22 protein-coding genes are annotated in these 26,105 nt (G+C 38.6%); 9 read left to right on the top strand and 13 right to left on the bottom strand.

Annotation, left to right across the window (positions count from 1 at the left end):
* Window positions 1–22: 22 nt before the first annotated feature.
* Window positions 23–1,504: a proline--tRNA ligase gene (gene proS / locus NU887_RS20615; protein ID WP_258425284.1), complete on the bottom strand. Its 1,482-nt coding sequence runs from the start codon at window positions 1,502–1,504 to the stop codon at window positions 23–25.
* 126 nt (window positions 1,505–1,630) lie between these two features.
* Here proS and NU887_RS20610 point away from each other — a divergent pair, with 126 nt between their 5' ends.
* Together NU887_RS20610 and NU887_RS20605 are read left to right on the top strand one after the other, a co-directional pair.
* Window positions 1,631–2,965, top strand: coding sequence for a hypothetical protein (locus NU887_RS20610; RefSeq protein WP_258425283.1), 1,335 nt, complete (start codon window positions 1,631–1,633; stop codon window positions 2,963–2,965).
* Window positions 2,966–3,053: 88 nt separating this feature from the next.
* Window positions 3,054–4,574 carry an OmpP1/FadL family transporter gene (locus NU887_RS20605; protein ID WP_258425282.1) on the top strand — a complete coding sequence of 507 codons (1,521 nt, stop codon included), beginning with the start codon at window positions 3,054–3,056 and terminating at the stop codon, window positions 4,572–4,574.
* Here NU887_RS20605 and NU887_RS20600 read toward each other — a convergent pair.
* Genes NU887_RS20600 through NU887_RS20590 form a run of 3 tightly spaced genes read right to left on the bottom strand, consistent with a single transcriptional unit; the run spans window position 4,564 to window position 6,729 of the window.
* Window positions 4,564–5,094, bottom strand: a complete 531-nt coding sequence (locus tag NU887_RS20600) for a shikimate kinase (RefSeq protein WP_258425281.1) — start codon at window positions 5,092–5,094, stop codon at window positions 4,564–4,566. The genes NU887_RS20605 and NU887_RS20600 overlap by 11 nt on opposite strands.
* Window positions 5,091–6,191, bottom strand: coding sequence for a BT_3928 family protein (locus NU887_RS20595; protein WP_258425280.1), 1,101 nt, complete (start codon window positions 6,189–6,191; stop codon window positions 5,091–5,093). Before NU887_RS20595 ends, NU887_RS20600 begins: the two co-directional genes overlap by 4 nt.
* Entirely contained in the window at window positions 6,184–6,729 is a 546-nt protein-coding gene (locus NU887_RS20590) for a DUF1599 domain-containing protein (RefSeq protein WP_258425279.1), read from the bottom strand. Before NU887_RS20590 ends, NU887_RS20595 begins: the two co-directional genes overlap by 8 nt.
* 16 nt (window positions 6,730–6,745) lie before the next feature.
* On the opposite strand from NU887_RS20590, the gene folP reads away from it, so the two are divergent.
* Window positions 6,746–7,630, top strand: coding sequence for a dihydropteroate synthase (folP, locus tag NU887_RS20585; protein ID WP_258425278.1), 885 nt, complete (start codon window positions 6,746–6,748; stop codon window positions 7,628–7,630).
* Window positions 7,627–8,496, top strand: a complete 870-nt coding sequence (gene cdaA, locus NU887_RS20580; RefSeq protein ID WP_258425277.1) for a diadenylate cyclase CdaA — start codon at window positions 7,627–7,629, stop codon at window positions 8,494–8,496. The genes folP and cdaA overlap by 4 nt, the downstream gene beginning before the upstream one ends.
* A 58-nt stretch (window positions 8,497–8,554) precedes the next feature.
* Here cdaA and NU887_RS20575 read toward each other — a convergent pair whose 3' ends face one another.
* Window positions 8,555–8,746, bottom strand: a complete 192-nt coding sequence (locus NU887_RS20575; protein WP_113926186.1) for a cold-shock protein — start codon at window positions 8,744–8,746, stop codon at window positions 8,555–8,557.
* Window positions 8,747–8,835: 89 nt separating this feature from the next.
* On the opposite strand from NU887_RS20575, the gene NU887_RS20570 reads away from it, so the two are divergent.
* Window positions 8,836–9,324, top strand: a complete 489-nt coding sequence (locus NU887_RS20570) for a SixA phosphatase family protein (protein WP_258425276.1) — start codon at window positions 8,836–8,838, stop codon at window positions 9,322–9,324.
* A 27-nt stretch (window positions 9,325–9,351) separates the two neighbouring features.
* Here the strand turns inward: NU887_RS20570 and NU887_RS20565 are convergent, their stop codons facing one another.
* From NU887_RS20565 to NU887_RS20530, 8 genes are all read right to left on the bottom strand, one after another.
* Complete coding sequence (locus tag NU887_RS20565) at window positions 9,352–10,089, bottom strand: SDR family NAD(P)-dependent oxidoreductase (RefSeq protein ID WP_258425275.1); 738 nt, start codon at window positions 10,087–10,089, stop codon at window positions 9,352–9,354.
* Window positions 10,090–10,196: 107 nt separating this feature from the next.
* On the bottom strand, window positions 10,197–11,600 hold the full coding sequence (gene hslU, locus NU887_RS20560) for an ATP-dependent protease ATPase subunit HslU (RefSeq protein WP_258425304.1): 1,404 nt from the start codon (window positions 11,598–11,600) through the stop codon (window positions 10,197–10,199).
* Between the two features lie 189 nt (window positions 11,601–11,789).
* On the bottom strand, window positions 11,790–14,279 hold the full coding sequence (gene lon, locus NU887_RS20555; protein ID WP_258425274.1) for an endopeptidase La: 2,490 nt from the start codon (window positions 14,277–14,279) through the stop codon (window positions 11,790–11,792).
* Between the two features lie 183 nt (window positions 14,280–14,462).
* Window positions 14,463–15,689, bottom strand: a complete 1,227-nt coding sequence (locus NU887_RS20550; RefSeq protein ID WP_258425273.1) for a hypothetical protein — start codon at window positions 15,687–15,689, stop codon at window positions 14,463–14,465.
* A gap of 149 nt (window positions 15,690–15,838) precedes the next feature.
* Window positions 15,839–17,878: a Kelch repeat-containing protein gene (locus NU887_RS20545; RefSeq protein WP_258425272.1), complete on the bottom strand. Its 2,040-nt coding sequence runs from the start codon at window positions 17,876–17,878 to the stop codon at window positions 15,839–15,841.
* A gap of 12 nt (window positions 17,879–17,890) precedes the next feature.
* Window positions 17,891–19,111 carry a hypothetical protein gene (locus tag NU887_RS20540; protein ID WP_258425271.1) on the bottom strand — a complete coding sequence of 407 codons (1,221 nt, stop codon included), beginning with the start codon at window positions 19,109–19,111 and terminating at the stop codon, window positions 17,891–17,893.
* Window positions 19,112–19,222: 111 nt separating this feature from the next.
* The gene (rseP, locus tag NU887_RS20535) at window positions 19,223–20,542 is read right to left on the bottom strand and encodes an RIP metalloprotease RseP (protein WP_258425270.1); all 1,320 of its coding nucleotides are present in this window, start codon (window positions 20,540–20,542) and stop codon (window positions 19,223–19,225) included.
* Window positions 20,542–21,708 (bottom strand): 1-deoxy-D-xylulose-5-phosphate reductoisomerase, encoded by a 1,167-nt coding sequence (locus NU887_RS20530; protein ID WP_258425269.1) that lies wholly within the window; start codon window positions 21,706–21,708, stop codon window positions 20,542–20,544. Before NU887_RS20530 ends, rseP begins: the two co-directional genes overlap by 1 nt.
* A 207-nt stretch (window positions 21,709–21,915) precedes the next feature.
* Here NU887_RS20530 and NU887_RS20525 point away from each other — a divergent pair, with 207 nt between their 5' ends.
* The 4 genes from NU887_RS20525 (at window position 21,916) to NU887_RS20510 (ending at window position 25,970) form a co-directional block, all read left to right on the top strand.
* On the top strand, window positions 21,916–23,352 hold the full coding sequence (locus tag NU887_RS20525) for a trypsin-like peptidase domain-containing protein (protein WP_420839802.1): 1,437 nt from the start codon (window positions 21,916–21,918) through the stop codon (window positions 23,350–23,352).
* 71 nt (window positions 23,353–23,423) lie between these two features.
* Entirely contained in the window at window positions 23,424–23,840 is a 417-nt protein-coding gene (locus tag NU887_RS20520; RefSeq protein WP_258425267.1) for a nucleotidyltransferase substrate binding protein, read from the top strand.
* A 190-nt stretch (window positions 23,841–24,030) separates the two neighbouring features.
* Window positions 24,031–25,308 (top strand): hypothetical protein, encoded by a 1,278-nt coding sequence (locus NU887_RS20515; protein ID WP_258425266.1) that lies wholly within the window; start codon window positions 24,031–24,033, stop codon window positions 25,306–25,308.
* Between the two features lie 47 nt (window positions 25,309–25,355).
* On the top strand, window positions 25,356–25,970 hold the full coding sequence (locus tag NU887_RS20510; protein WP_258425265.1) for a hypothetical protein: 615 nt from the start codon (window positions 25,356–25,358) through the stop codon (window positions 25,968–25,970).
* Window positions 25,971–26,105 lie beyond the last annotated feature (135 nt).

Here is a 26,105-nt window from a genome sequence, read left to right as displayed (position 1 = left end):
CACCTTTAAGGTTTTACATTTATCAATAGGCTCTTGCAAAGTAAACTCTACCTTGGGAAGGATTTCCGGTAAGGATGCATTTCCCTTTTTCTTCCTTTCTGTCTATGGGAATACATCTGATAGTCGCTTTGGTTAGTTCTTTGATTTTTTCTTCTGTTTCAGAAGTACCATCCCAGTGGGCAGATAGAAATCCACCTTTGGACTCCAATAATTCTTCAAATTCAGACCATGAATTGACCTCAGTGGTCATCTGTTCTCTAAAATTGAATGCTTTTTTGTAGATGGTTTCTTGGATATCATCAAGCAAGTTACTGATATAATCCTCCAATACTATTTCTCCAAGATTTACGGTTTCTTTGGTAAGGGTATCACGTCTTGCCAGTTCTATTGTATTGTTTTCCAAATCCCTAGGTCCCATAGCTATCCTGAGTGGAACACCTTTGAGTTCATATTCAGCAAATTTCCATCCTGGCTTATGTGTGTCTCGGTTGTCAAAATGTACGGAAATGCCTTTCCTCCTAAGTTTACCGATGATTTCTTTGGCTTTAGCAGAAATCTTATCTAATTCCTCCTCATCTTTATATATCGGAACAATGACTACTTGGTTTGGTGCAAGCTTTGGCGGAAGAACCAATCCGTTGTCATCCGAATGCGCCATTATCAAAGCACCCATCAATCGGGTACTTGCTCCCCAGGATGTTCCCCAAACATATTCTAGTCCTCCTTCTTTTGTTGCAAATTTGACATCAAAAGCTTTGGCAAAATTTTGACCAAGAAAATGGGAAGTTCCCGCTTGCAGGGCTTTACCATCCTGCATCAATGCCTCAATGCAATAAGTGTCCTCAGCTCCTGCAAATCTTTCATTGGCACTTTTTACTCCTTTTACAACGGGAAGGGCCATAAATGATTCTGCAAATTCTGCATAAACATTCATCATTTTAACAGTTTCCTCAATTGCCTCTGCCTTTGTAGCATGTGCAGTGTGTCCCTCTTGCCACAAAAATTCAGTTGTCCTTAAAAACAACCTGGTTCTCATTTCCCATCGGACCACATTTGCCCATTGATTTACCAACAGCGGCAGGTCCCGATAGGATTGTATCCAATTTTTATAAGTACTCCAAATCACAGTTTCAGAGGTGGGTCTGACTATCAATTCTTCTTCCAACTTGGCTTCCGGATCGACGATCACACTTTTTCCATCCTCAGAGTTTTTGAGTCGGTAATGGGTCACTACCGCGCATTCTTTTGCAAATCCTTCAATGTGGCTGGCTTCTTTGGAAAGGTAAGATTTTGGAATGAAAAGAGGGAAGTAAGCATTTGTATGCCCTGTTTCCTTAAACATTCTATCGAGCTCTGCCTGCATTTTTTCCCAGATAGAATACCCATATGGTTTGATAACCATACAACCTCTTACAGGGGAATTTTCAGCCAAATCAGCCCGTTTTACTAATTCATTGTACCACAGAGAGTAGTCTTCACTCCTTTTTGGCAATCCTTTACTCATAGTGTTTTTTGATTTCAAAAATCTAATTATCTTCGCTAATTACTGTAGGGGGCAAATATAATCCAAAAAATGATAACCCTCTCTTATATGACTCGTATATAACGGTAATTAGTAAAAGCCAAACAAATGAAAAATCTTAACAAAATATTGATCCTTGGAGCAGGTACAGTTCTTATCCTCTCTTCTTGCAGCACTAGTCAAACAGCAACAAGGGGTAGAGAAACCGACGATCTATACTTTATGGCTTCAGATGTCAAGGTAGCCACCCAGTTTGCAGTTTCAAATAATAATCCGGAGAGTTTCAGAGAATTAAACACTGTAAATCCGGCTGAATTTGAGCAAGAAAATTTTTCAGCAAGAAATGTAAATCCCGAATATATAGCCAAATATCAATCTCAGAACGCATCCCAAAATACCGGTGAGGTATATTTTGACGACAATGAGGTACAAGAATCAAATCCAAATGTAAATGTTTATAATAATTTCTACGGTTCAGGTGCGGGAGTGAATGGGGCAGGATGGAACACTGGACTTAACGTAAATGTTGGATTCGGCATGGGTTTCGGTGCTCCGATGTGGGGTATGGGAATGGGATGGGGAATGCCAATGTGGGGAATGGGATGGAACTCAATGTGGGGATGGAATATGGGAATCGGATGGGGAATGGGAGGAATGTGGGGTAACCCATGGATGAATCCTTGGATGAACCCATGGATGGGTGGCGGAATGTGGGGTTGGGGACGACCAGGATGGGGTATGCCAGGATGGGGATGGGGAGCTCCAGGATGGGGCGGAGGAAATTGGGGCGGTGAAAACGGCCGTCAAGTAGTAAGAGGGGGTAGACCCGGTAGAGACTCCGGTATGGCTTCAGTGGGGAACAGACCAGGAACAAATTATCCATCTACTGCAAGATCAGCCAGAAGAGATGCTGTAAGTCCTGACAGGTCTGTCGGAGCTAGCAATAGGACTGCCGGAAGGGATTTTGGTAGATCACAAAATGATTACTACAATAGCTCAAGAAGTAGGGTTGCTAATTCCGCAGCTACCGGAAATAGAAATGTAGGATCAGCCGCAGCAACAAGACCAAGTAATAGGACCGGGATTGACAATGCCCGCCCAACTTATAACTCCAGGGGCAATTCCGGAATGTCAAACGGAACTGTCAATAGAGGTGGCACCACCTCTCCAAGTTTCAACAACAGAGGAACAACAAATACAAACAGAGGTGCAAACCCTTCTTACAACAGAGGTAACACAATGAATAATAATAGATCTACAACACCATCGAGAGGTGGAAGTATGTCAGCTCCATCAAGGGGTGGCAGTATGTCAGCCCCAAGTCGAAGTTCATCTCCTTCGTTCAGTTCACCAAGTAGAAGTGGTGGAAGTAGCATGGGAGGAGCAAGTCGAGGAGGCGGTATGAGCTCCGGAGGTTCTAGAGGAGGCAGAGGGGGAAGATAATTCCCCTTTTTTTATAGAGCCGGAATGAAGTTAAAATTTTAAATCTTCTCTTGTTTAATACCCTAAATCAAATTTCCATATTCCTTATATGATTTCGAAAAAACATTTATTGCTAGGAATTTTTATGGTTTTTTTAGGTACTTCTACGGTACTCGCCCAATTTGGATATTATGAAGATGCACTAAGATTCAGCCAGTTTAGGTCTACAGGTTCTGCTAGGATAATTGGTTTAGGAGGAGCTCAAATGTCTCTGGGTGGCGATATTTCAAATATCCACACCAATCCTGCAGGCCTTGGATTTTTCAGAAGGTCAGAGTTTAGTTTCTCATCAGCTTTTGGGACATGGAATACAGAATCCAATTATTTGGGCCAAATCCAAGATGACCGTACCGGAAATTTTTCTATACCTAATTTGAGTTTGGTAATCAGCAATCCAAGACAAGGAGCATTAAATACCAATGCATTTAAAGGCGGCTCTTTTGGAATCAGCTTTAATAGAATGAATTATTTCAACAGTCAATTTGGCTATTTTTCAGATGTAGAAGGAGATGTTTCTATAATTGATTTCTTTCTTCAGCAGGCAAATGGAATACCGGAAAGTCAAATTGAAAATTTTGGACTAACAGGATTGGCTTATCAGACCTTCCTCATCAATCCCATAGCCTTTGATTCCAACGGAAATCCTATAAACAACCCGAGCCAATATGATTCATTTGTTTTAGGCTTTCCTTTTCAGGATGAAACAGTAATCACTGATGGAAGAATAAGTCAAACATCCATTTCTTATGGAGCAAACTTCCTCAACAAATTCTTTATTGGTGGCGGATTGGGCTTATCGTCAGTAAGATACAGTTCAAGAAAGAATTATAGAGAAGAATTTTTTGATGAACCTTTATTGAATTCCACAATAGATGAAAGACTCACCATGAGTGGTTTTGGTGCCAATATCAACCTTGGAATAATATTCAAGCCAATAGACCAGCTAAACTTAGGGGTCAATTTCCAATCTCCAACTTGGTATAATTTCAATGAACAATATGAGGCTAGGATGGTCAATAATTTTGACAATTTTTTCTTTGAAGATGAAAACATTACACTAACCAGAGAAGAAGCCTCAACTCCAATCACCATTGGCAATTATAACCTAAATACACCATTGAGGTTGAGTGGCGGGGCAACAATTTTCTTGGGGAAAAGCGGTTTCATTACCGCAGACATCGACTATCTTGACTACAGTAAAAGCAGAATAAATTCAAGAGACTTCAATGCAGGTGCTGATAATCAACAAATCCGTGCATTGTTTGGCCAAACTTTGAATTACAGAGTCGGAGGTGAATTCAGATTTGACATTTGGAGAGTAAGAGGCGGGTACGGGTTTTATGGAGATCCTTTTGTTAACAGTAGTTTTGACAGAAGAACCCAACAGTATTCAGGAGGACTTGGTGTAAGGTTACAAGCCATGTACGTTGATTTTGCTTTGACTTCAACCAATTTTGATCAACTCTACAATTCTTTTCCTGTGGAGGAGGGTGGATTCAATATAGGCCCCTTTACCGAAATCAGAAACAACATCACTTCCGGAATCCTGACATTTGGTTTCAATTTTTAAAAAATCCCATTAATGCTGATAACAAGTGATCAGTGGAAATATCTTCTCCGCTGAGTATTATTTTCGATTTTAAGTAATAAAATTCGCGCTGAAGAATAAGATTTTTCAATTTTAAAGTGATTTCCCCCTCATCTAATCCGGCAAACATGGGTCTCTTTCCTGTTTGATCCCTCAATAATCTTTTATTGATCTCTTCCAAACTAACATCTAAATAAACCGAAACACCTTTTTGGTTAATGACCTCCATATTGTCATTAAAACAGGGAGTTCCCCCACCTGTTGATAGAACAAGCCCGTCTTCAGAAGCTAAAGTTTTTTCCAAAAAAAAAGTCTCGTACTCCCTAAATTTTCCTTCTCCTTCCAAAGTAAAAATTTCTCTTATTTTCTTTCCGGTTTCCTTTTCGATCACCTGGTCTAAATCAATAAATGTGAAATTAAGTTGCTTAGCAATCTGTCTTCCAAAGGTAGATTTTCCTGAACCGGGCATTCCTACCAATACAATTTTCAATGGTGATTTCATTGGGCAAAAAGACTTTTTATCTCATCAGGACTAGGTGTATTCCTGTAATGGTATTTCTTGAGTACCACACCTTCCCGAATCAGCATAATCCCGGGATTGGAACGCATGATGGTTTTGATAACTGTGGCATCTCCCTGATAACCTTCTATTCCCCAGTTCCGGGAAGAAATTAATGCTTCGATTTCATCTACTGAAGAGGCTGCAACCAAAACCGGCGTGATGCCGCTTCCCTGAAGACCATTTATCATTTCATCAATTTTCCCAAGATGATCTGTATTCATTTTGGCCATGAATGTCACAAAAATCACCGCTTTATTGCCCGTCAAAATACCTTCGGTAAAATCACCTTCTTCATTCCAAACAGCAAAATCTGAAATCTTAGGCAACGCATCTTCATTTACCAAAACCATGTCCACAAACTCATAAGATTCATCGGTTGGATATTGGTCTAGAACTACCTCCTTTCCATCCTTTTTCATGATATAATTATACTGCAAAGGGGCTGAAGGCTTCATTGCTGTCGTGATATCGACACCTTCTTTGTAAGCTCTAAAATCAATAAAAGGTAAATTTCTGATGGCAGTAATGGCCAAAACAAAAGAAAGGAGCAAACTAGACCTAACCACCCATTTGGCCCAATTTGGACTCTGATTTGAAAGATCATTTTTGAAAAAAAACAGGATTCCTATCAGCACCAATAAAATCACATCCTTGGTAAATGACTCCCAAGGTGTCAGCTTAATAGCGTCTCCAAAGCATCCACAGTCGGTAACTTTGTTGAAGTAGGCTGAATAAAAAGTAAGGAAGGTGAAAAACAAAATCATGATTCCTAATGCCCAAACGGTAAGCTTTAACCTCACTCCAAGAATAAGCATCACACCCAGTACAACTTCCGCTACAACCAAAAAAACTGCTATTTCTAATGCATAATCTTTAAAAATAGAGAAGAATGAGGCAATATCATTGGAAAACACATCAAAGTATTCCTCCAATTTAATGGCGGTGCCTACCGGGTCATTAACTTTGATCAATCCTGAAAAAATGAACAGCCCTCCTACCAAGAACCTGATAATATATGGCATGGTTTGCTTAAGCATGATAATTCAATTTAATTAAACAGAAAACACAATAATTGATCATATCCTGATAATTGGCTTCAATTCCTTCTGAAACCAAAGTCTTTCCCTGATTGTCCTCGATTTGCTTTACCCTGTAGAGTTTCATCAAAATAATATCAGTCATGGACGCTACTCTCATGTCTCTCCAGGCCTCTCCATAATCATGGTTCTTGTCTTCCAATAAACTTCTGGTAGCCTCAACCCAATGGTCATAAAAAGGTTCAAGTTCACTAAATGGGATCTCAAGACGTGTGTCATTTTGGTAAGAAATCTGAATCAAAGCGATAATGCAATAATTAATAATCCCGACAAACTCATCTGCAATCGGATCATTGACTTTTTGATTCCCTTTTTCCTGAATAGATCTAATTCTTTGCGCTTTTATGAAAATCTGATCCGTGATGGAAGGAAGCCGAAGGATTCTCCATGCTGTCCCATAATCTTGGGTTTTCTTCTTAAAGAGTTCTTTACAATGGCCGATAACTTGATTATATTCGCTGACAGTTTGCGTTTTCAAAGTATTTTCGATTTTAATGATTTCTGATTTTCAACTGACTTCCGCCTCCGAAGATATATTATTTCCCACAAAAATAACATTCTGTTCCAAAGGAAAGCTATTGGTTTTGGATAGACCCTGGATTATGGGAATATTAAATGTGACTCCCGATTCCTTTTTTGAAAACAGCAGGTTACTTACATCAAAAGAAGGTTTTTTGAAAGTTTCAGAAAGGATGATTTTCGAAGGTGTAGACATTTTAGATATCGGTGGCTACTCAAGCAGGCCAATGGCTGAGGATATTTCAATTGACGAAGAATTGAAAAGAACCATTTCTACGATTGAAAAAATCAAAAGGGAATTTCCCGACATCCTAATTTCAATAGATACTTTCAGGTCAAAAGTTGCCGAAGAGGCAGTTGCTGCAGGCGCAGATTTTGTCAATGATATTTCCGCCGGAGAACTTGATCCTTCAATGATTGAGCTAGTCGGAAAGTTAAATGTTCCCTACATAGCCATGCATATGAAGGGCAACCCAAAGACGATGCAAACAAAAACTGATTACGAGGATATTTTATCAGAAATAATGCATTATTTTTCTAATAAACTGAACCTATGCAAGAAAGCTGGCATTAAAGATGTATGGATTGACCCTGGATTTGGATTTGCCAAAACTTTGGAACAAAACTATTGGATTCTCAAAAATTTGGCTTATTTTAAAAGAATTCAAGCTCCGATAATGGTTGGGGTATCAAGGAAATCCATGATTCAAAAAATCCTTGGAGTTACGGCTGAAGATGCACTAAATGGAACAACTGCCTTGAATATGGCCGCCCTGATAAACGGAGCAAACATTTTGAGAGTTCATGACGTGAAAGAAGCAAAAGAAACCATCAAATTATATAAAGAAATTTACCCTTGACATTACTTTTCAAAATAGGATTTTTAGAAATATCCATTGTGAATATCATAGATATCACATTGGTGAGTATCCTTATATATCAGGTTTACAAACTCTTGAGAGGTAGCGTGGCGATCAAAATTTTCCTTGGCTTCTTATCCATATATTTGATTTACCTCATGGTAAGTGCTCTGAGGATGGAACTCCTTTCGATTATCTTGGGCCAATTTATGGGAGTGGGTGTGATCGCCGCAATCATCATATTTGCTCCGGAAATCCGTAAATTTCTTTTGATAATAGGCAGGTCTTCTTTCCTATCCAATGAAAATTTCTTTCAGGAATTGCTCTTTTGGAAAAAAAGAGAAAGTCATGCATTTAACATTAATCCAATAATCGAGGCATCAAAAAGTCTCTCAGGTACAAATACCGGTGCTTTGATGGTTTTGTCTAGCAATACCGAATTGAAGTTTTATGCTGAAAGCGGAGATATTCTGGATGCACAGATTTCAAAACGACTTCTGATTTCAATATTCAATAAATATAGCCCATTGCATGATGGAGCAGTAATCATCTATAATGGAAAGGTAAAAGCTGCAAGGTGTATCCTTCCTGTGACAGAAAGGGAAGTACCGGCCCAGTTTGGTCTGAGGCACCGTGCCGGTATAGGCATGTCAGAAGCAACTGACACTTTGGTATTGATCATTTCAGAAGAAACAGGACAGGTTTCTTTGGCGAAAAACGGAAAAATACTCCACAACCTTTCTTTTCAAGAATTACGGGAATTGATCAATGATTATCTTTCAGGAGTAGATATTGATGAAAAATTTGAATCAATTTCAGTATTCGAAAGAACAAAGCTTAAGAAAGTCACTCCAACAAGTGCATAAAAAAAGGGCTAAAAATTTCATTTTAGTCCTTTTTTTATACTTCAAAGCAAAGCTACTTCTATAATTTTTTTACGTTAATTGCATTTAGGCCTTTTTTGCCATCTTTAACATCATAGGTTACTTTGTCATTTTGGGCTACTTTGTCCACAAGTCCTGTGGCATGGACAAATACATCATTTTGAGACTCGTCATCAACGATAAAGCCGAATCCTTTTGCATCGTTGTAGAATTTTACTGTTCCGGTAAGCATGATAAATTTTAGAATTTTGTGGTTAAATGTCCTTTAAATGTAAATATACTAGATGACAAAACAAAAATTTATTTTGCTAAATTGGCCATATGAAAAAGCTTGTAATTATCAGGCATGCCAAATCTTCTTGGGATGATCCCTTTCTAAATGACCACGACAGACCACTTGCTGAGAGGGGACTTAAAGATGCCCCAAAGATGGCAAAGAGGTTAAAGAAAGAAAAAATCCACCCCGATGCCATCATTTCTTCAGATGCTGAAAGGGCAAAAGCAACTGCCATCATTACCGCAGAATATCTGGATTTTTCACCAAAAAAGATAGATTTCAAGAAAGATTTATACCATTGCTCAGTGAATCAATTATTGTCAGAAATCAAAAAAACCCGAGATGAAGTCAAGACTTTATTCTTAGTGGGCCATAACCCCGGTTTAAATGATTTGATTTGGAAATTTGGCGGTGAAATTGATAACCTTCCGACTGCGGGGCAATTTGGGTTAAAATTCGATATAAAAAACTGGGATGAAATCAGTTCAAAAAATGCAAAATTCTGGTTTTTTGACTTTCCAAAAAAGGATTGATCTTTGTAATAAAATGCCCTTAAAAAATTAAAATTCTCGAACATCCTGAATCACCCCCTCAAATTTATCTGCATTTTCTATCAGATACAGTATTTTTTCAGCCGCAAATTCCGGACTACTCAAATTCATGTTTTCTTTAAGCAATATAAATTTCGGCAGTGAAGAAAAATCAGAAGCAGAAGAATTCCTTATTTGTTGTTGCATAGCGGTATCCACCACTCCCGGAGCCACTGCAAAAAATCGAATTCCATTGCGATCAAGGTCTGCTTCATTTTGGGCTGTTTGGGTCAACATATTCAAGGCAGCTTTGGAAGCCGAATAACCTGCCCATCCATCAATTGCCTTTGATGCCGCACCTGAACTTATATTTACGACGATTTTTTTCACTTCCTCCAATCGCGCATATTTCTTAACAAAGGCATTCATCAAAATGGTCGGTGCAATCGTATTGATCTCGAAAATCTGACGGATACTTTGGCTTCCCAATTTGCCCAGATGCGCAATATCACCAATTATCCCTGCATTGTTGATCATCACTATTTGATCAAAATCCCCTTTGGGGAAGATATCATCAAGTTTGCTTTCAAGATTCTTTAAATCCCCCAGATCACAGATCACATGGCGGTAATTTGAATGGGATACTTGAGATTTGGTTCGGGCAATACCTATGACAAGGGATGGATTTTTTTGAAGAACCTGCCTCACCAGAGCCTCGCCAATACCTTTACTAGTACCGGTAATTATAAAAAGTGATCCTTTTGACATGATTCAAAGATATTGATTTTAGAAATTATACATAAAAAAAACTCCAGACATCAACAGAGAAATGCTTTGGAGTCTGGAGTTTTGAAATTGAGATTTAGATAATCTATTTACAAGATATACTGTGAAAGGTCTCTGTTTTTGACCAAAGAAGTCAATCTTTCTTGTACCATTTCTTGGGTAATCATGATTTTTGAATTTGCCTCTATGGTATCAGGAACTTCAAAAAGGAAATCGTTAAGCAAGTGACTCATGACGGTATGGAGCCTTCTTGCCCCGATGTTTTCCACTTCCTCATTGATCTGAAAAGCCAATTTGGCAATCTCGCGGATGGCTTCATCATTAAAGTCAAGAAATACCTCTTCCGATTCAAACAAAGCCTGGTATTGTTTGGTCAAGGCATTCTTAGGCTCTTTCAATATTCTGTAGAAATCATCCTCTGTCAAGCTGTTTAATTCAACTCTAATTGGAAATCTTCCTTGAAGTTCAGGAATCAAATCGGATGGTTTTGCAACATGGAATGCCCCGGCCGCAATAAACAGGACATGATCTGTATTGATGATACCATACTTGGTATTTACAGCACTTCCTTCTACTATCGGCAGCAAATCACGTTGCACACCTTCTCTGCTGACATCAGGCCCACCTCCTCCTTTTCCACTTTTTGATGCTATTTTATCTATTTCATCTATGAAGATGATTCCATTGTTTTCAGCCAACCGAAGAGCTTCCTCCTTTACCTCATCAAAATCCACCAACTTTGAGGTTTCCTCTTCCATCAGTATCTTTCGTGCTTCCGCAATCGTAACCTTTCTTTTCTTGGTTTTTTTCGGCATCATGCCACTAATCATGTCTTGAATTCCCGCCATGCTGGCATCATCCATCATGCCGTTGCCTATCATTCCGATTCCAACAGGAGGACTTTGCTTGACATTGATTTCTACCTTTCGGTCTTCTAGCTCCCCATTTTTAAGTTTTTCCCGAAACCTGTCTCTCGTCCTTTCATTTAGCTCATCATCAGGAGCCTGCTCCGGATTAAAATCTATTGATATAGAGGTGGAAGGACGTACAAAGCCTGCGGTTTTTACCGGTGGAATGAGAATATCAAGAATTGCTTCATCTACAGCTTCTGCTGCTTTACCTTTTACCTCTTCATTTTTCTTTTCTCTTACCAAATGGACGGATTGCTCTACAAGATCACGGACCATACTTTCCACATCTCTCCCTACATACCCAACTTCTGTAAATTTAGATGCCTCCACCTTGGTAAATGGAGCATTTGCGATTTTTGCTAATCTCCTTGCAATCTCTGTTTTACCAACGCCTGTAGATCCTATCAGAAGGATGTTATTGGGGACAATATCTTTTTGAATATCTCCCTTCACATTCATTCGCCTTATTCTATTTCTAAGGGCAATCGCTACGTTTCGTTTGGCATCGTGCTGCCCTATAATGTATTTATCAAGCTCCACAACAATCTGTTTTGGAGTCAAATCACTAAAATCATTTCTCATATTGTTGACGTTAAAACGTTCTCCATTCATTTAATTTGGTGGATATTGAAAACATTTGATCCACAGGGTACTTTGCAAAACATTCTGAAATGGTAAGAACGCTTGGCTTTTGGATGATTTGTATGATGCATGCCTTCCAAAAAAGGGGTTTAGAAAATATCAGCCAAATTTCTTCAGCTTAAAATCACCTCATGCTATTTGCCTGCTGTTTTCAGATTCTTTTGGGAAAGAAAATATCATTGGATCATCCACTTTGGATTTCATCAAAGCTATCTCAAGCACTTCCTCCACTTTGTCTACAAAGTGAAAGTCTACGCCTTTGATATACTCCTTGTCAATTTCATCGATATCTCTTTTGTTATTTTTGCAGAGGATGATTTCCTTGATCCCAGCTCTTTTTGCCGCAAGGATTTTTTCTTTGATCCCACCCACGGGCATAACTTTGCCTCGAAGAGTGATCTCCCCTGTCATAGCCACTTTGGATTTCACTTTCCTTTGGGTAAAAATGGAAGCCATTGCTGTCAGCATGGTAATACCCGCAGAAGGCCCGTCCTTAGGAACTGCTCCCGCAGGAACGTGTATATGAAGATCATAATAATCAAACAAACGGTCATCAATTCCCAATTTATCAGCCTTGGATTTGAGGTATGAAAGTGCTGTCATTGCAGATTCTTTCATCACTTCTCCCAATTGACCTGAAAGTGTCAATTTTCCCTTTCCTTTACTTAGGGAAGTTTCTACAAAGAGTATTTCCCCGCCTACGGATGTCCAAGCCAAGCCAGTCACTACACCTGCAGTACTGTTATCTTGGTACATTTCTTTGTCGAAAATTTCTCCACCAAGAATTTTCCGTACCATATCGGGTGTGATTTTCTTGTCATATTCCTCCTCCATGGCAATAGATTTTGCCAGGTTTCTGACCACTTTGCCAATGGCTCTTTCGAGATTTCTTACACCCGATTCCCGGGTATAATCCTCTATGATTTTTGAGATCGCTGCCCTATCAAATGATATATCTTTTGCTTTGAGACCATGTTCCTGTCTTTGCTTGGGAATAAGGTGTTTTTTAGCGATTTCAATTTTCTCATCTAGGGTATATCCTGTTACTTCTATGATCTCCATTCTATCCCGGAGTGCAGGCTGAATGGTATCAAGGGAGTTGGCTGTGGCAATAAATAAAACTTTGGATAGGTCATACTCCACTTCCAGGTAATTGTCAACGAAAGTGCTGTTTTGCTCCGGATCCAAAACTTCCAAAAAAGCAGAAGATGGATCTCCCCTGAAATCTGAACTTAATTTGTCAATTTCATCCAATACATATACAGGATTGGAGTATTTGACTTTTTTCATGTTCTGAATAATTTTTCCCGGCATAGCGCCAACATAGGTTTTTCTATGTCCGCGGATTTCGGCTTCATCATGCAATCCGCCAAGTGACATCCTGATATATTTCCTTCCCAGCGCCGTAGCGATGGACTTACCCAAAGATGTCTTACCAACTCCCGGAGGTCCATAAAGGCACAAAATCGGTCCCTTAAGGTCTTTCTTCAATTTGAGAACGGCAAGGTATTCGATAATCCTATCTTTGACTTTTTCGATACCGTGATGGTCTTTGTCCAAAATAGCCTTTGCCCTTTTGAGGTCAAAGTTATCCTCTGTAGTTTCATTCCATGGGAGTTCCACTAATGTTTCTGCATAATTCAAAGCGATCGGATATTCAGCCGCAGAGGGATTGATTCTAAGTATTTTATCAAGTTCCTTTTCAAAATGTCTGGCAACTTCCTTTGGCCACTTCTTAAGCAATCCTTTGGCACGGAGTTCTTCCACTTCCTTTTCAGGTCCTTCTTCACCTAATTCGGTCTGAAGGACTTTCATTTGCTGACGTAGAAAATAATCCCGCTGCTGTTGGTCGATGTCTGTATGGACCTTCTTTTGAATCTCGCTTTTGAGTTCGAGCATTTGGATGTCCTTCATCATAAACTCCAACAAGAGTGTGGCTCTCTCTACACCATCATTGATTTCAAGCAATTTCTGCTTTGCTTCAACAGGCGCATTGATGTTTGAGGAAAGAAAATGAGTTAGGAAAGCGGTATTGTCTATATTGTCCAAAGCCACTTGAGCCTCCCTTGGAATCTCAGGATTGAGGTGTAAAATCTTGGCGGCGGAATCTTTCAGTGATTCCTCTAAAGCCTTTATTTTTTTACTGTTTTTTGGAAAATTCTCCTCAAGGTATTCTACTTTAGCCATAAAATATGGATCCTCAGTGACGGTTTCGGTAATGCGAAACCTCTTTTTTCCTTGGATAATAATTGTAGTATTGCCATCAGGAAGAATAATCATTTTAATGATCTTGGCCAAAGTACCTACATGGTAAATATCCTCCCAAGATGGATCGTCGTTTTGGGCATTGATTTGGGCGCAAACTCCAATAAGTTTGTCCCCTTTTTGAGCCTTTTTGACCAATTTTATAGAGCGCTGCCTACCGACGGTAATCGGGATGACTACCCCGGGAAACAAGACAGTATTGCGAACAGAAAGAATCGGGATATCAGTAGAAAAATTTTCCGGCTGCTGTAGGCTTTCGTCTTCATCGTCAGCAATCAGCTGAATTAAATCGCCTTCTCCGGCATAATCACCTGTTATCATCGATTGGTATAATTGGTTTTCAAAATTCTTCATAAAGGACAATATGACAGACAAGCTGTCAAGTAAATAATAAAATAAAGAAGAACCCTCAATTTAAGAAGGTTCTTCAAATAAAATCAATGAACATGCCAAGGATATTTTAAGTACAAATTGGCAGGTTAATAAGTATTAATATCAATTGAATTCGATTTGATTTCTTTCAAAACACTAAAACAATCAAAATTTAATCGCAGCAACCAAAGAATAACCATTCAAAGTGTATTTATAATGACCCGAAGCCTGCGCTCCCGGGGCAGAAGCGAAAATCTCCCCAAAACGTCCCATTCTATGGACTTGGCCCTCCAAAACCAAAGCTGTTTTTGTTGTGATTTTTGTGGTTAATCCCAATCTAATAAGCAATCCAATATTATTGCCTACATCTAGTTCTTGGGGGTTAAATGATTCAATCAATTCTCCGTTAGTCTTTCTGGCTTCAGCAATGATCGCATTGGTAGTTTTATTCAACAATCTATAATTCATCCCTATTCCTGTATGAACTTTAAACTTATCATTCCCTGCCAGATAATAATTGAACAATAAAGGTATACCAACACTGCTGATATCAAAATCCTCATAGATAATAAAACGTCCACCCAATACCGGAAAATTAATATCCATTGAAGTCTGAAATTTTTGAAAAATAAATCCTGAAGTTATAAAAACTCTAGGAGCATCCCTGACCAAGTGAAAATCCAACAAGGCGTTGATCCCTAAAGAACTACTGACAGGTTGAACTGAGGAATAAGTACCATTTACACTTTGAAACATTTGGTAATATCCCACACCTATATTAGGGCTGATTTTGAGCAAAGGATATTTGGCGCCAAACTCTTCATAATCGTAATCATTCAATTTATGATATTCCTCAAATAATTCTTTAATCGCATTTTTTTTTGGTGGAACATTTCTGATTTTTTCAACAAAGTCGTATTCCATTCCTGTTCCGAGCCCATAAGTCAACAAACCTATATATCCGAATGATTCAGTTTTAACCTGCCTCATATTTACTTCCTTATTTTGCTTAAATTCAAGTCTTTTCAAACCCTCCTCAAGTTCTATAAATAGCTGATCTTTGTAACTTAAGTAACTTTTTCTCCCTACAATGATCTCTTCAAAAAAAACAATTTCTCCTGTATTTGGATGACTTGCAGATCTATATCTTGCACCATTGGCAAGCCCAAATCCTCGGATATCTTCAGGTTTGAATATTGTGTCAAAAATTCCTTCATCTGAAAATTCCAAAACCTTATACCTTCTAGGATCCAATGGCTTTTTTACTTCGCCTCGGATAATTTCCCCTGTTAAATAAATAACATAATCTTTTTTGTCAATTTGAGCAAAACTATAATTGTTGATAATACCAAAAAAAGCTATCAATAGTAAATGGGTTATTATTTTTTTCATGTGATTTTTAAAATATGATAATTTTTATTGTGAATAAAGCCTAAATAGGACCCTGTTGAAACTTATGTTTTGGTTCAAGAATCCTAAACCTAGAGCTCTCCTTTAATAAGAAATCGCCTTAGTTAACTTAGAATGCACTAAATGGTTGGTTAATTTCCGAAATAAGGATCATACTCAATTAGTAAATCGCCATAGTGAAAATAGCCTTTATCATTATTTTGGAGTAAAATACCTCTAAATCCTAAACTTAAGGGATTATCAGGGTGGGTATTTAAATATTCAAAGGAGTAGTTCTCAAGATTAATTTTGATAAAAAGTGATTGAAACCTGACATATGCGTATTCTTTAAAAATAAGAACTTCATTCATCCTAAAGGATTCATACACATCATATATTGCCAAATTTTCCCATAATAGCGTACTTTTGTTCAGCTTTTTAAGCTCCTTCCTGTATGTGGAAGCATTATTTCTTAAGGCAAAAATTTCATTTTTATATTCAAAAATTAAATCTTCTTGAAAGTTATAGAAATCTACACTTTCTGCTAAATCATCCAGTTTGGCCCACGCATCCTGCTGTACCAAATATTTATATCTTTTGTTAGTAAATCCTTGCTGCTCCGGTGAATTTTGAAAAGATCCTCCTTCAAAAATTATGTCGCCATTATGCTCATAAATTTTTGTGGGTCTCCCGAAATTTTCAGGAAAATCAGCCAACTTTCTTACGGATTTAGAGATCGGATCAATTTCGTAAAAGGTCTTGATATCAAAACCTTCATCAGATACACCTCCTCCCATATAAATCTTCCCGCCAAATTGCCTGAACATGGTAGAATTATGGAAATAAAATGGAATTTGAAGTTCAAGACTTTGATTAAAATTACTCTCCAACAGGACACTGTATAATTTATCTTCGGAAACAAAATACCCCTTATTTCCTAAAACAATTGATTCACTATCTATCCCATACTGTTGCTCATTATATTTAGCAACTAAAAATAATGGACTTATGATTTTATAATTCACCCCATTTTCAGATAATTTATCGAAATTCCTAATGAAAAATTTCCCTGACCTTTGGGGAAAAATATAATCGGAATTGAAATTAATATGCAATTCATTTTGGTTTACAAAAACCATGTTAAAGGGTATTTGAAATCCATTTTCATCTATTAATTGATTAAACCCTGAAAGATCCGGGGCGAAATTCTCCCCTGCAATTATTGAGCTGGAGAAAAAATAAACATCAATTTCTTGACCTGGATTAACTATAGTGGGTTTAATCCCAAAAATCTGGCCTAAATTATAATCTTTGCCCCTTACATTAATTGTTAGGTTTGGCTTTTCAAGCGGGTGATTTAAATCAAAAACCTTGAATTTTATTTCGTTTTCTGAAGTTGAGATGGGTTGAATTTGATTTCCATTAAATTTGACAAAAATGTCTTGACCAAGAAAAAATGACCCTTGGAGAGTTAAAGTATCACCAAAATTAAAACTTTGAAAACCTTGAACCTCAAAAATAGGGTCAACAAATGTAAAAACCCGTTTGAATTCTTTTTCTAGAACTCCATCAGAGATTTTGATTGAAAGTTCTAAGTTCTTTTTATTGATTTGATTTGCCAATTCCTTCGGCAAAATAAACTTAATACCGTTTTGGTCTCCATAAATCACTTGTGCCTCCGCATCAGAGACACTTACAGATTTATTTGCCATTCCATCGCTGAAATTATTTCCAATAACCTCCACTGTATCCCCATAATAAACCTCGTCTTTAAAATTAATTTTTTCAACAAAAAACCCTCCTGAACCGGTACTGACAAAAGAAACCGGTTCTGAATAAACAATATTTTTATTTGTCTTAATAAAAGCTGCAACCCAATAAGTCACACCTTTTGTGAGTGATGAGGTGATGACCAAATCAAAAAATAATTCAGGTTTTCCCGACTTCTTGGTTACACTCAAGGGTTGAATCTTGGGTTGTGGCAATACAGACACAGCAAAACCATACTCAATAATCTCATCAGATCCATAATCAAAAACATTTGCCGCCACAGAAATACCTTGCGTATTGGTTTCTTGGATTTGAGCCACACTAAATCTCGGATTTGTGGCAGGCTTGACATCTTCTTCCTTTTGACAGGAGTAAAAGACTGAAACTCCTAATACCAACAATGCTATTATTCTTGCTTTCATAATTTTCTCCACTTAAAAACGTAAACCAATAAGAAGGGAACTGACCATCCTGTCATAGATTACCACATTGAAAGGAAGGCTTACACTCATCACTTCGGAATTTTGTGTAATCTGAAACTCTGCGATCAAAGCGAGTTTTTTGCTTAAGTTGATGACACTCCCAAGCTTTGCAACAGGACTGACAAACCTTCTTTTGATATCTGTCAATGGTTCTTCGTAAAGGGTGGTGATTCCGGTTGAATTCAATGTCTGGTCAATGATGGAAAATTCACTTTCGATCTTGTTATAATTGGACACAACCCCCAATCCGATATAGGAATCGACATTCCCCATTCTGATCCAGGTATAGTTAATGGTTACAGGGACCATGATGGTGCTTGCAGCATAATTCTCGGTAGCTGTCATGTATTGCTCGGTAGAAACATATTCTGAAAGGACTGTATTGTCCTGCCTGAGATAAGCAATAGAAACATCCATAGACAACCTTGGCCATTTTCTAAACTGATGTGCTTTGACACCTATCTGAAAAATGGGAAAAATACTGGTCTCAAAAGCATCTTTTCTGTTTCCGCTAATAGTAGATGGGGTGAGCACTATAGAAGACATCCCTGCAGAAATCACAGGAGAAATCCTGGTAAATGGTTCTTTCTTGAAATGGAGCTCAAAAGGCAGATTTTCGCAAAGGTGATATTTTGACAAAACTGAAATAAAACCATATTCTTCATATTTTAAATTGAAGATATCCTGATACAATTCATTGGTGCAATTTCCCGCCATCAACATATTCAGGGTAGCGATATATGGTCTCTTGAAGTCACTGAACTCCCTGCCATTTATTGATTCCTCCTCGTAGTGGGCTACCAATTCTATGATATCTGTGCCGTTGTCTATGTAAAAAATATTCTGGCTTCTCAATAAGGTTAACTTACCTGAAATCAAAACCTGAACGAATTCAGGTTCTTTTTCCTCGGCTAATTTTTTTACCAAATATTGCCATCCGTTTTCAAACCCGAATCCACCAATATCACTTGGAAAAAGGGTTTTGGGTTTTTCACCCGGTTTTGAAAAACGGATTTTATCATAAGATTCATAGTCAAACTTCTTTTCGATTTTACCATAAACTTTGGAGCCGTCTTTTAGGATGATGTAATCATCTGACTGTGCTGTGGCAAAATGGGAAAAAACAAAAAAATGCAATGTCGAAACCAAAATAATGGCGGCAAATATCTTCATAAATGGGCGATCAAATTTTAAATCGAACAATGATACCCAAAAAAGTAATATTAAAAAATAAGGGGATGAAAAAAATTTTCATCCCCTTTGAAATCTTGGATTTTGACCAAATTAAGGCCCTGTAAATAATTTCAGGATGTCATTCCCAATCGCAAAAACCATCAAGGCTAGGAGTAAAACCATCCCAACTTTTTGTGCATTTTCCAAAAACTTATCGGAAGGCGCCTGACCTGAAACCATCTCATAAAGTAGAAACATAACATGTCCACCATCGAGTGCGGGAATAGGAAGGAGGTTCATAAATGCCAAAATCATGGAGATCAAACCGGTGATACTCCAAAATTTAACCCAATCCCAACTGTTGCCATAGATTTTTGCCATACCTATCGGACCGCTTACATTCTTGGCTGACACCTCTCCGGTAAACATTTTTCCAAGAGCCTTTGCGTTGACAATAACTACTCCAAATGCCCGCTGAGTTCCTTTGGTGATAGACTCCGCAATACCATATTTTTTGACAACAGGTTCCAATAAAGGATTCACCGCAATACCGATTGTTCCTTCATCTGATATTTGGGCTGTTTTTTCTAAGGTTTCACCGTTTCTTTCAACCACCAAAGTGGCTTCTTTTCCCTTTAGATCTGCAAGAGAGCTTTGCAATTCATTGAAATAAGCAATCTGAGAACCGTTTACTCCTACTATCTTATCCCCGGCTTTCAAGCCTATTTTCTCTGCTGAAGAATTTGGACTTACTTCTTTGACCTCAAAAGGAATCCTGATATTGATGAAGCTGGCCATGGCCTGCTCACTGTTAAAGGAATTGATAAACCCTCTTGGGATTTCGATTTTCAGAATTTCTCCTCCTCTATCCACTGTATAAAAACCTCCACTGCTCAATAAAGCCTCTCCCCCACTCAGTTCATTGATGCTTTCGTACGGTAAGCCATTGATATCAAGAATTTTGTCCCCATCCTGAAAACCAATCTGTTGTCCTATTTCAAGAGCAACTATTCCATTCTGAATGACTTGGTCGCGCGAATAATAAGTTTCTCCTCTTTGGTGTACCAAAACCACAAAAATTATGATACCCGTAATCACATTGACAATGATACCCCCAAGCATTACAATCAATCTCTGCCAAGCCGGTTTTGATCTGAATTCCCAAGGTTGGGGTTCGGAAGATAGCATTTCTGTATCCATGGATTCATCGACCATACCGGAGATTTTGACAAAACCTCCCAAAGGAATCGCTCCTATGGAATATTCTGTTTCACCCCATTGGAAGCCGATGATTTTTGGAGGAAATCCAATGGAGAATTTCTCCACACGCATCCCAAACATTTTGGCGGTAAGCAAGTGGCCTAACTCATGCAGGCCTACTAAAATTGACAAACCCAAAATTAATTGGGCTACCATAATCAGTGTATCCATTATACTTTACTCTTTATAAATTCTTCTGTGATGATACGAGACATTTTGTCCGTATTTACATAATCTTCCAATGTTGGTTTTTTAACGAAATCAGCTTTTACCAAGGTCTCGGCAATAATGTCCGACATTTCAAGAAATCCGATTTCCTCCCTCAAAAATGCAGCCACAACGATTTCATTGGCGGCATTTAAAATACAAGGTGCATTTCCTCCTCTTTCAAGTGCTTCAAAAGCCAAACCCAAATTACGGAATGTTTGGATATCAGGTTGTTCGAAAGTCAAGTTTGGGTATTTGGCAAAATCAAACCTCGGAAAGTCTGCCTTTAACCTATCAGGGTAACTCAAAGCAAACTGAATAGGAATACGCATATCAGGCAATCCAAGTTGTGCTTTGATACTCCCGTCTTCAAATTGAATCAAAGAATGGATAATGGATTGGGGATGAACAACCACTTCAATCTGATCTTTGGACAACCCAAACAACCATTTGGCTTCGATTACTTCCAGACCTTTGTTCATCAGTGAAGCAGAATCTATGGTAATTTTTGCTCCCATGTCCCAATTGGGATGTTTGAGGGCTTGGGCCTTGGTCACTGTTTCCAAATAAGATCGGTCTTTTCCTCTGAAAGGACCTCCTGAGGCAGTAAGTATGATTTTCTCAATAGGGTTGTGAAACTCTCCTACCAAACATTGAAAAATCGCAGAATGTTCTGAATCAACAGGATAAATATTCACTCCTTTTTCACGGGCCAATTTGGTAACCAATTCACCAGCAACCACTAAGGTTTCTTTATTGGCTAGGGCAATCGCTTTTCCGGCCTCAATTGCTTTCATGGTAGGAATCAGTCCCGAATATCCGACAAGAGCTGTCAAAACGATATCTATAGATTCCATAGTAACCACATCTGCTAAGGCTTTTTCCCCTGCAAAAACTTTGATCCCCAAAGGAAGTAAACTATCCCTTACCTTTTCGTAAAGTGCTTCATTGGAAATCACCACACAATTGGGCTGAAACTCAATGGCCTGATTGATCAATAAATCAGCGTTATTTTGGGCAGTCAGGACTTCAACTTGAAATTTTTCGGTATGAGATCTGATGACCTCGAGGGTCTGGGTTCCTATGCTCCCTGTCGAGCCAAGGATGGCTACATTCTTTTTTCCTGACATTAATTCAATTTGCATGATCAAGGGACAAAGTCTATCTGTCTGATAAATTCCCTTTAAGACATGACAAAATTACAAGGTTAATGGACTTTTCCTCCAAATTTTTCAGTCTTTTTGAAAAGGGGTAATTTTGGCACATAAATCGGTGTATACATCTAACAGTACTACAAAAGGACTAACCCAAATTTTGAGTAATTCGTTATGGCAAATATGATAAAAAATGCGAAGACAATTCTTTTGGCCTTTTCAGCAGGTTTGTTAGGGGCTTGGGCCTTTCAGGAATTTGGCCCAAATGAAAAAATTCCACAAAATGGAACGAATGAATTTCCAGGTATTCCAAATTATAATGTCAATTATAATTCACAGCCTTTGCCAAGTACTAATGCCCCGATATCATTTGTAGAGGCTTCGGAGAAAAGCACCCCATCAGTCGTTTTTATTAAGAATTTTTCGGGAACGGACCAAAGACGTTACAGCATGTTTGACTATTTTTTTGGAACCGAACCAACCCAAAGGGTAAGCACCGGTTCGGGAGTGATCATCAGTGCTGACGGCTACATCATCACCAACAACCACGTCATCGACCGTGCAGAAACCATAGAAATCGTCCATCAAAAAAGAACCTACCCTGCCAAATTGATCGGGACGGACAAGAATACTGACATTGCAGTATTGAAAATTGAGGCGGCCAATCTTCCTGCCATCCAATTGGGGACAAGCCGTAGCTTAAAAATTGGGGAATGGGTAATTGCCGTAGGAAATCCTTTCAATCTGACATCCACCGTAACAGCGGGAATTGTCTCAGCCAAAGAAAGACAGATCAATATTTTGGGCGGTGAATTTCCTTTGGAGTCCTTTATCCAAACCGATGCCCCGATCAATCCCGGTAATTCTGGCGGTGCTCTGGTCAATATTAATGGGGAATTGGTTGGGATCAACACCGCGATCCTTTCCAGAACAGGTTCTTATACAGGATATGGATTTGCAGTGCCGGTAGATATTGCCATGAAAATCGCCAATGACCTGATCAAATACGGTGAAGTCCAGAAAGCCATTCCCGGACTTGAAGTAGTTGAAATCACTCCCGAACTCGCTGAAGATATGAAATTACCTTCATTGGATGGGGTTATCATAACACACGTAGTACGGGAAGGTGCTGCAGAAAAAGCAGGAATGCAAAAAAATGACGTCCTGACTTGGATAGAAAATATTGACATTACAGGAAAAGGAAGTTTTGAGGAAGTATTGTCCTATTATAAACCAGGCGATAAAGTCCGTGTCCAATTTAAAAGAGGCACTGAACTCAAGAGTGCTACACTTACTCTCCAAAATCTGGAGGGAACTACCGGAGTGATCAAAAGGGAATATTACACTTCCAATTTGCTTGGGGCGAAACTTGAGACTGTCAATACCATAGAAAAAGATAAATTCGGAATCAACTATGGCATCAAAATTACTTCAATGACAAGGGGATATTTGAGGGATCTGGGATTAAACAATGGTTTTGTGATCACCATGATCAATGGAGAACCCGCCAAAAATCCTGATGAAGTAGGCCAATATCTTGAAAAATTCAGTGGCAGATTAAGGCTGGAGGGAATCACCCCAAGCGGACAACCCTTTATGCAGTCCTATAATGTGAGATAATTTTCCTAAATTAAGGTTTTGCAATCCACATCTTCAAGATGAATTGTACTCCAAAATAGACACCACTACTTATGAAAATAGCTCCTCCCTCCTGCGAAAAGTGTTTTGAAGACTATAAGGATGCTCTAAATGAGCTACAGGACGTTGTCAAGCTTTATAAAACCGCTCCGAATGAACCTAAAAACCAAAAAAGGGTGATCCGGACATTTGAGCTTACCCATGAATTGGCATTAAAAACCATTGCGGAATATTTCAAAAAACAAGGTCGGATTCAGCCATTTTCAGGTTCACGGGATGCAACTGTTGAGGCTTTTAATGAAGAACTGATTGACGACGGTAAAGGTTGGCTGGAAATGATCATAGAAAGGATCAAATTCAACCCGCTTTATACAGAAGATTTCCAAGGTGAATTTGCCGAAAACATAGCCAAGACATATATCAAGCTTTTGGAAAATTTTGAAAGAAAGCTCAAAAACAAGCTGGATTAAGTTAGAAGTAAATGTCAGGCTAGCTACAAAATATTGGTTGGGTAAATTAGATGATAACCTAGCTAAAAACTTTTACCGGAAGTTCTCACATTTTTTTATTGTCCCTGTAGCACAAAAGCCAAAATAACCGTCAAGGAGATATGGCCTTTTGAGCTGATTATTTATCAATTAACCTATTTTCCAAACTACCATGAAAAATAAGAGTAACCCCACTATCGGAAAAAACCTGCACTTGGTTTTGGCGTTCATGATGTTTTTGGTTTTACCTTCCTGCCATGATGAGGTCACCAACACCTACACCTACAAAACATCCTATCCGGTTTATCTGGAAATGAGTACAGTAAGGCAAGCCGACATCATCATCGAACCGGGAAAGGAACTGGACAACCCAGGAAAAATCTACATTTATGGGGATTACCTTTTTATCAATGAGCCACAGAAGGGAATCCACATTCTGGATAATTCAAACCCTGCATCTCCAAAAAACATCAATTTTATCAACATCCCTGGTAATGTGGACCTGGCTGTCAATAGCGAAATCCTATATGCAGACAATTACGTTGACCTGCTTTCTTTTGATATCAGCGATGTCAGGAGTATCAAAATGGTAGATAGGGAAGAAGATGTTTTTAAAAACATGTATAGCAATTTTGATACGGGACAAATCATCACTTGGAAAGATACAGTCCTGACAAGTGAATCTGATATGATGTGGGGTTGGGGAGGATGGTGGGGCCGTCCTGAGTTTTTGGCAATGGCGAATGATGCCGGTAGCAAAGGCGGAGGTCAAAGCTATGGTCAAGGAGGCTCAATGGCAAGGTTCACATTGATGAGCGGACACTTGTATGCTGTGGATGAATATAGTCTTAGAGTCTTTGATGTCAACAAAGAAGATGAGCCTGTTTTTATCAAAAATATTGACCTAGGTTGGGGAATCGAAACCATTTTCCCTTTTCAGGAAAAACTTTTCATCGGTTCCAATACAGGAATGCATATCTATGATGCAAGGGTTCCTTCAGACCCAAAGAAAATGGCTGAGTATTCACATTTCACTGCCTGTGACCCTGTAGTTGTCAACGAAGATTATGCCTTTGTGACGCTCCGCAATGGTCAATTTTGCAGACAAGGTGTCAATGAACTACAGGTATTGGACATCAAAGACCCTTACAATCCAAAGTTATTGAAAGCCTATGAAATGCTGAATCCTCACGGTTTGGGCCTTGCAGGGGATTTTCTTTATATCGCAGAAGGGGAGCACGGACTCAAAAGCTTCAAAGTTGCGGACGTCATGAATATAGACAAAAACCAATTGGAATTTTTGAAATCCATGAAATCGGTAGACATCATCCCCGGTCCAAAATCTCTGATTGTGATCGGTCCTGACGGAGTCTGTCAGTTTGATTATTCAACCCCCTCAGTTCTCAAACCATTGAGCTGCATTCAGGTCAAAAATCCTGTAATTGTTTGATTTCAAAAAACCCTTCAAGAGTTAGATGTCCTTTCAAAAACTAGACGATGAAGAAAATACTGTTTCTAATTTTGATCCTTTTTTCATTTTTGGGAAAAACATATTCCCAAGAAAAGACTTTTTTCAATCAAACAGATCTTGGATTATCCATTGGACAAGTAAAGACAGATTTTGAAGGATATACTGAAAGAGTAAATTTTTCATTCCAAACATTGAATGGTGTGTGGATCAATAAATACCATGCCACGGGATTTTTGGTGGGAGTAGACACCTATCCAAATTTTACCTTGATGCCAATCGGTTTGGGTTGGCGTGGTTTTTTGGACAAAGGCAAGAGGCATACCTTATTTGCGGGAATGGATTTGGGGGCTGCCTCAACCATGTTGGAAAAAAAAGTGGAAACAGAATGGACAGAATCCTGGTATGAAGGAGGTTTGTTTTTGAACCCCAGCATAGGAATCCGACGCAACTCAAAAAAAGGGAAGCATTCTTCGGTTTTGAGTATTGGATACAAAAGACAGGAAGCAAACTTTTATGAGGGATCAAAAGAAATTGGATTTTCATCTTTTAGAGATGCCTCTATCCCACCGGGATTCATTTCGGTACGCAAAGAAGAATATGTATTCAACAGCTTTGTTCTTAAATGGGGCTTGATATTCTGATCTGAATATTTATCGGACAAAAATGAAATCTCAATAACCTTCAAATAAGATTTTGCGGTACTTATTGAGACGGAAAAAAAATTCAGGGAAAAAGGTAATGTGGTCAAAAATAGTTGGTGACTTTTACTAAAAAAT

Origin of the sequence: Aquiflexum gelatinilyticum (genome assembly GCF_024741135.1) — a bacterium.
Classification (GTDB): Bacteria; Bacteroidota; Bacteroidia; order Cytophagales; family Cyclobacteriaceae; genus Cognataquiflexum; species Cognataquiflexum gelatinilyticum.
This window is presented reverse-complemented; position numbering and strand designations above follow the sequence as displayed.